This window comes from Methyloversatilis universalis FAM5 (genome assembly GCF_000214035.2).
GTDB lineage: Bacteria > Pseudomonadota > Gammaproteobacteria > Burkholderiales > Rhodocyclaceae > Methyloversatilis > Methyloversatilis universalis.
Map to the genome: position 1 here is coordinate 1 of NZ_AFHG01000027.1, position 5541 is coordinate 5541.

2 tRNA genes and 3 rRNA genes are annotated in these 5541 nt (G+C 54.4%); all 5 read left to right on the forward strand.

Features of this window, described 5'->3' with window-relative positions:
* The first annotated feature begins 181 nt into the window (after positions 1-181).
* A 16S ribosomal RNA gene (locus tag METUNV1_RS00125) occupies positions 182-1714 on the forward strand.
* 120 nt (positions 1715-1834) lie between these two features.
* Positions 1835-1911: transfer RNA gene (locus tag METUNV1_RS00130), tRNA-Ile, on the forward strand.
* Between the two features lie 20 nt (positions 1912-1931).
* A tRNA-Ala gene (locus METUNV1_RS00135) sits at positions 1932-2007 on the forward strand.
* A gap of 286 nt (positions 2008-2293) precedes the next feature.
* Positions 2294-5181 (forward strand): 23S ribosomal RNA (locus tag METUNV1_RS00140).
* 133 nt (positions 5182-5314) lie between these two features.
* Positions 5315-5428: ribosomal RNA gene (rrf, locus tag METUNV1_RS00145) — 5S ribosomal RNA — on the forward strand.
* The 16S, 23S and 5S rRNA genes sit together here with 2 tRNA genes alongside, the layout of an rRNA operon.
* The last annotated feature ends 113 nt before the right edge of the window (positions 5429-5541 follow it).

Consider the following 5541-nt stretch of genomic DNA (forward strand, 5'->3'; position numbering starts at 1 on the left):
CTTTAACAAAACAAACAGCCGATAGGTGTGGGCACGTTGTAGTTGAGATGGCGAGCAGCTGTCGTTTCAGGGTAACTTGGGGCGGTGGTTGATCGCATGACAACTAAATTGAAGTGCTCATACGAATCAAAGGTTTTAAGCGAAAGCTTATACCTGTGAATTCTGACGAGTTTTGGGAATTAAACTGAAGAGTTTGATCCTGGCTCAGATTGAACGCTGGCGGAATGCTTTACACATGCAAGTCGAGCGGCAGCACGGGGGTAACCCTGGTGGCGAGCGGCGAACGGGTGAGTAATACATCGGAACATGCCCAGTCGTGGGGGATAACACTTCGAAAGAAGTGCTAATACCGCATACGTCCTGAGGGAGAAAGCGGGGGATCGCAAGACCTCGCGCGATTGGAGTGGCCGATGTCAGATTAGCTAGTTGGTGGGGTAAAGGCCTACCAAGGCAACGATCTGTAGCTGGTCTGAGAGGATGATCAGCCACACTGGGACTGAGACACGGCCCAGACTCCTACGGGAGGCAGCAGTGGGGAATTTTGGACAATGGGGGCAACCCTGATCCAGCCATTCCGCGTGAGTGAAGAAGGCCTTCGGGTTGTAAAGCTCTTTCGGCAGGAACGAAACGGTGAGCTCTAACATAGCTTGCTAATGACGGTACCTGAAGAAGAAGCACCGGCTAACTACGTGCCAGCAGCCGCGGTAATACGTAGGGTGCGAGCGTTAATCGGAATTACTGGGCGTAAAGCGTGCGCAGGCGGTTGTGTAAGACAGGTGTGAAATCCCCGGGCTTAACCTGGGAACTGCGCTTGTGACTGCACAGCTAGAGTATGGCAGAGGGGGGTGGAATTCCACGTGTAGCAGTGAAATGCGTAGAGATGTGGAGGAACACCGATGGCGAAGGCAGCCCCCTGGGCCAATACTGACGCTCATGCACGAAAGCGTGGGGAGCAAACAGGATTAGATACCCTGGTAGTCCACGCCCTAAACGATGTCGACTAGGTGTTCGGTGAGGAGACTCATTGAGTACCGCAGCTAACGCGTGAAGTCGACCGCCTGGGGAGTACGGTCGCAAGATTAAAACTCAAAGGAATTGACGGGGACCCGCACAAGCGGTGGATGATGTGGATTAATTCGATGCAACGCGAAAAACCTTACCTACCCTTGACATGTACGGAACCCTGCTGAGAGGTGGGGGTGCTCGAAAGAGAGCCGTAACACAGGTGCTGCATGGCTGTCGTCAGCTCGTGTCGTGAGATGTTGGGTTAAGTCCCGCAACGAGCGCAACCCTTGTCATTAGTTGCTACGCAAGAGCACTCTAATGAGACTGCCGGTGACAAACCGGAGGAAGGTGGGGATGACGTCAAGTCCTCATGGCCCTTATGGGTAGGGCTTCACACGTCATACAATGGTCGGTACAGAGGGTTGCCAAGCCGCGAGGTGGAGCCAATCCCAGAAAGCCGATCGTAGTCCGGATCGCAGTCTGCAACTCGACTGCGTGAAGTCGGAATCGCTAGTAATCGCGGATCAGCATGCCGCGGTGAATACGTTCCCGGGTCTTGTACACACCGCCCGTCACACCATGGGAGTGGGTTTCACCAGAAGAGGCTAGCCTAACCGTAAGGGGGGCGGTCGCCACGGTGAGATTCATGACTGGGGTGAAGTCGTAACAAGGTAGCCGTATCGGAAGGTGCGGCTGGATCACCTCCTTTCTAGAGTCACGACTGCGACGTGTCCACAACCTATCGGCTGTTATAGAAGCAACAAGGGCAAGGAGCTCGGGTTTGGCAGAGATGCTGGTCCCGCAGTGAGCACCCGACCCTGGAAGGACCGGGTCTGTAGCTCAGCTGGTTAGAGCACCGTCTTGATAAGGCGGGGGTCGTTGGTTCGAACCCAACCAGACCCACCAGATTGCCTGATGAGGGCATAGGGGGATTAGCTCAGCTGGGAGAGCACCTGCTTTGCAAGCAGGGGGTCGTCGGTTCGATCCCGTCATCCTCCACCACTGTCTGGATCTGGCCGGGATGTCTGTTGTACTTGTTGCCGTAGCTTTGAGTGTGAGGCGTGGGGTGCAGAAATGCTGCCCAGACCTCACCCGCAAGGGTGCGAAGTTCTGATCTTTAAAAATTTGGAAGAAGTAAAGGGATGTCGGCGTTTCAACCGCGCTGGCATCTCATGGGTAGTGATTGCATCGTCCCACCACTTTGAACCAGCGGTGGGATAGATAGCGCGAGCGCTTGAGAACTATCCTGTAGTGCGGTGTGAGACGCAAGTCGAGCACAGCGTTATAGGGTCAAGTGAATAAGTGCATGTGGTGGATGCCTTGGCGATCACAGGCGATGAAGGACGTGCAAGCCTGCGAAAAGCTGCGGGGAGCTGGCAATGAAGCTTTGATCCGCAGATGTCCGAATGGGGAAACCCGGCCCGTAAGGGTCATCCCTGGCTGAATACATAGGCCAGAGGAAGCGAACCGAGCGAACTGAAACATCTAAGTAGCTCGAGGAACAGAAATCAACCGAGATTCCCAAAGTAGTGGCGAGCGAACTGGGAGTAGCCTGCACGACTAAACCATTTACTTAGCAAAACGGTCTGGAAAGTCCGACGATACAGGGTGATAGTCCCGTATGCGAAAAGTAGATGGCGGGTCTGAGCGTGCGACAAGTAGGGCGGGACACGTGAAATCCTGTTTGAAGATGGGGGGACCATCCTCCAAGGCTAAATACTCGTGATCGACCGATAGTGAACCAGTACCGTGAGGGAAAGGCGAAAAGAACCCCGGGAGGGGAGTGAAATAGATCCTGAAACCGCATGCATACAAACAGTGGGAGCCTCGAAAGGGGTGACTGCGTACCTTTTGTATAATGGGTCAGCGACTTACGTTCAGTAGCGAGCTTAACCGAATAGGGGAGGCGTAGCGAAAGCGAGTCTGAATAGGGCGATTCAGTTGCTGGGCGTAGACCCGAAACCAAGTGATCTATCCATGGCCAGGATGAAGGTGCCGTAACAGGTACTGGAGGTCCGAACCCACTAATGTTGAAAAATTAGGGGATGAGCTGTGGATAGGGGTGAAAGGCTAAACAAACTTGGAAATAGCTGGTTCTCCCCGAAAACTATTTAGGTAGTGCCTCATGTATCACTCTCGGGGGTAGAGCACTGTAATGGTTGGGGGGGTCATTGCGATCTACCCCGCCATAGCAAACTCCGAATACCGAGAAGTGCGAGCATGGGAGACAGACGGTGGGTGCTAACGTCCATCGTCAAGAGGGAAACAACCCAGACCGCCAGCTAAGGCCCCCAATGCGTGGCTAAGTGGAAAACGAGGTGGGAAGGCATAGACAGCCAGGAGGTTGGCTTAGAAGCAGCCATCCTTTAAAGAAAGCGTAATAGCTCACTGGTCGAGTCGTCCTGCGCGGAAGATGTAACGGGGCTCAAGCCACGAGCCGAAGCTGCGGATATGTCGTAAGACATATGGTAGGGGAGCGTTCTGTAAGTCTGCGAAGGTGTCTGGTAACGGATGCTGGAGATATCAGAAGTGCGAATGCTGACATGAGTAGCGATAAAGCGGGTGAAAGGCCCGCTCGCCGAAAGCCCAAGGTTTCCTACGCAACGTTCATCGGCGTAGGGTGAGTCGGCTCCTAAGGCGAGGCCGAAAGGCGTAGTCGATGGGAAACAGGTCAATATTCCTGTACCAGTCCATGATGCGATGGGGGGACGGAGAAGGTTATAGCAGCCGGGTGTTGGACGTCCCGGTTTAAGCAGGTAGGCGTGCTGCGTAGGCAAATCCGCGCGGCTTAGCCGAGATGTGATGACGAGGAGCCACGTGCTCTGAAGTGCTAGATACCACGCTTCCAGGAAAAGCCTCTAAGCTTCAGTCATGGATTGACCGTACCGCAAACCGACACAGGTGGGCAGGATGAAAATTCTCAGGCGCTTGAGAGAACCCAGGAGAAGGAACTCGGCAAATTGATACCGTAACTTCGGGAGAAGGTATGCCCCTAGTAGGTAAAGTCCCTCGCGGATGGAGCCAAACGGGGTCGCAGAGAATCGGTGGCTGCGACTGTTTAATAAAAACACAGCACTCTGCAAACACGAAAGTGGACGTATAGGGTGTGACGCCTGCCCGGTGCCGGAAGGTTAAGTGATGGGGTGCAAGCTCTTGATCGAAGCCCCGGTAAACGGCGGCCGTAACTATAACGGTCCTAAGGTAGCGAAATTCCTTGTCGGGTAAGTTCCGACCTGCACGAATGGCGTAACGATGGCCACACTGTCTCCTCCTGGGACTCAGCGAAGTTGAAATGTTTGTGAAGATGCAATCTCCCCGCGGCTAGACGGAAAGACCCCATGAACCTTTACTGTAGCTTTGCATTGGACTTTGACGGGACTTGTGTAGGATAGGTGGGAGGCTGTGAGACGTGGTCGCCAGATCACGAGGAGCCATCCTTGAAATACCACCCTGGTGTCGTTGAGGTTCTAACCTAGGCCCGTGAATCCGGGTCGGGGACCGTGCATGGCAGGCAGTTTGACTGGGGCGGTCTCCTCCTAAAAGGTAACGGAGGAGTTCGAAGGTTCGCTTGGTACGGTCGGACATCGTACCTAAAGTGCAATGGCAAAAGCGAGCTTGACTGCGAGACTGACACGTCGAGCAGGTGCGAAAGCAGGACATAGTGATCCGGTGGTTCTGTATGGAAGGGCCATCGCTCAACGGACAAAAGGTACTCTGGGGATAACAGGCTGATTCCGCCCAAGAGTTCACATCGACGGCGGAGTTTGGCACCTCGATGTCGGCTCATCACATCCTGGGGCTGTAGCCGGTCCCAAGGGTATGGCTGTTCGCCATTTAAAGTGGTACGTGAGCTGGGTTTAAAACGTCGTGAGACAGTTTGGTCCCTATCTGCCGTGGGCGCTGGAAGTTTGAGGGGGCCTGCTCCTAGTACGAGAGGACCGGAGTGGACATACCTCTGGTGTACCGGTTGTCACGCCAGTGGCATCGCCGGGTAGCTAAGTATGGAAGAGATAAGCGCTGAAAGCATCTAAGCGCGAAACTCGCCTCAAGATGAGACTTCCCGGGGACTCGATCCCCCTGAAGGGTCGTGGAAGACCACCACGTTGATAGGCTGGGTGTGGAAGTGCAGTAATGCATTAAGCTAACCAGTACTAATTGCCCGTGCGGCTTGACCCTATAACCGTGTGCTCAACAAAACGTTGAATCTGCACCGGTGATCAAAAGTGCCTCGCGCACACAATCACCCCATATCCTTTACTTCTTCCACATGCAGGCACGATGCACCTCGAGCCTGCATGACAAGCTTCAGCCTGGTGCCCATAGCGCTGTGGAACCACCCCTTCCCATCCCGAACAGGACCGTGAAACGCAGCCGCGCCAATGATAGTGAGCAATCCGCTCGCGAAAGTAGGTCAGCGCCAGGCTACCCTTCAACACAACGCCCGATCACAACCCAGTGATCGGGCGTTCGTGTTTCTAAAACACCAAAATCACGCCCAACACACAACGCGGCGCGCAACAGCATGCTGGCAGCCTC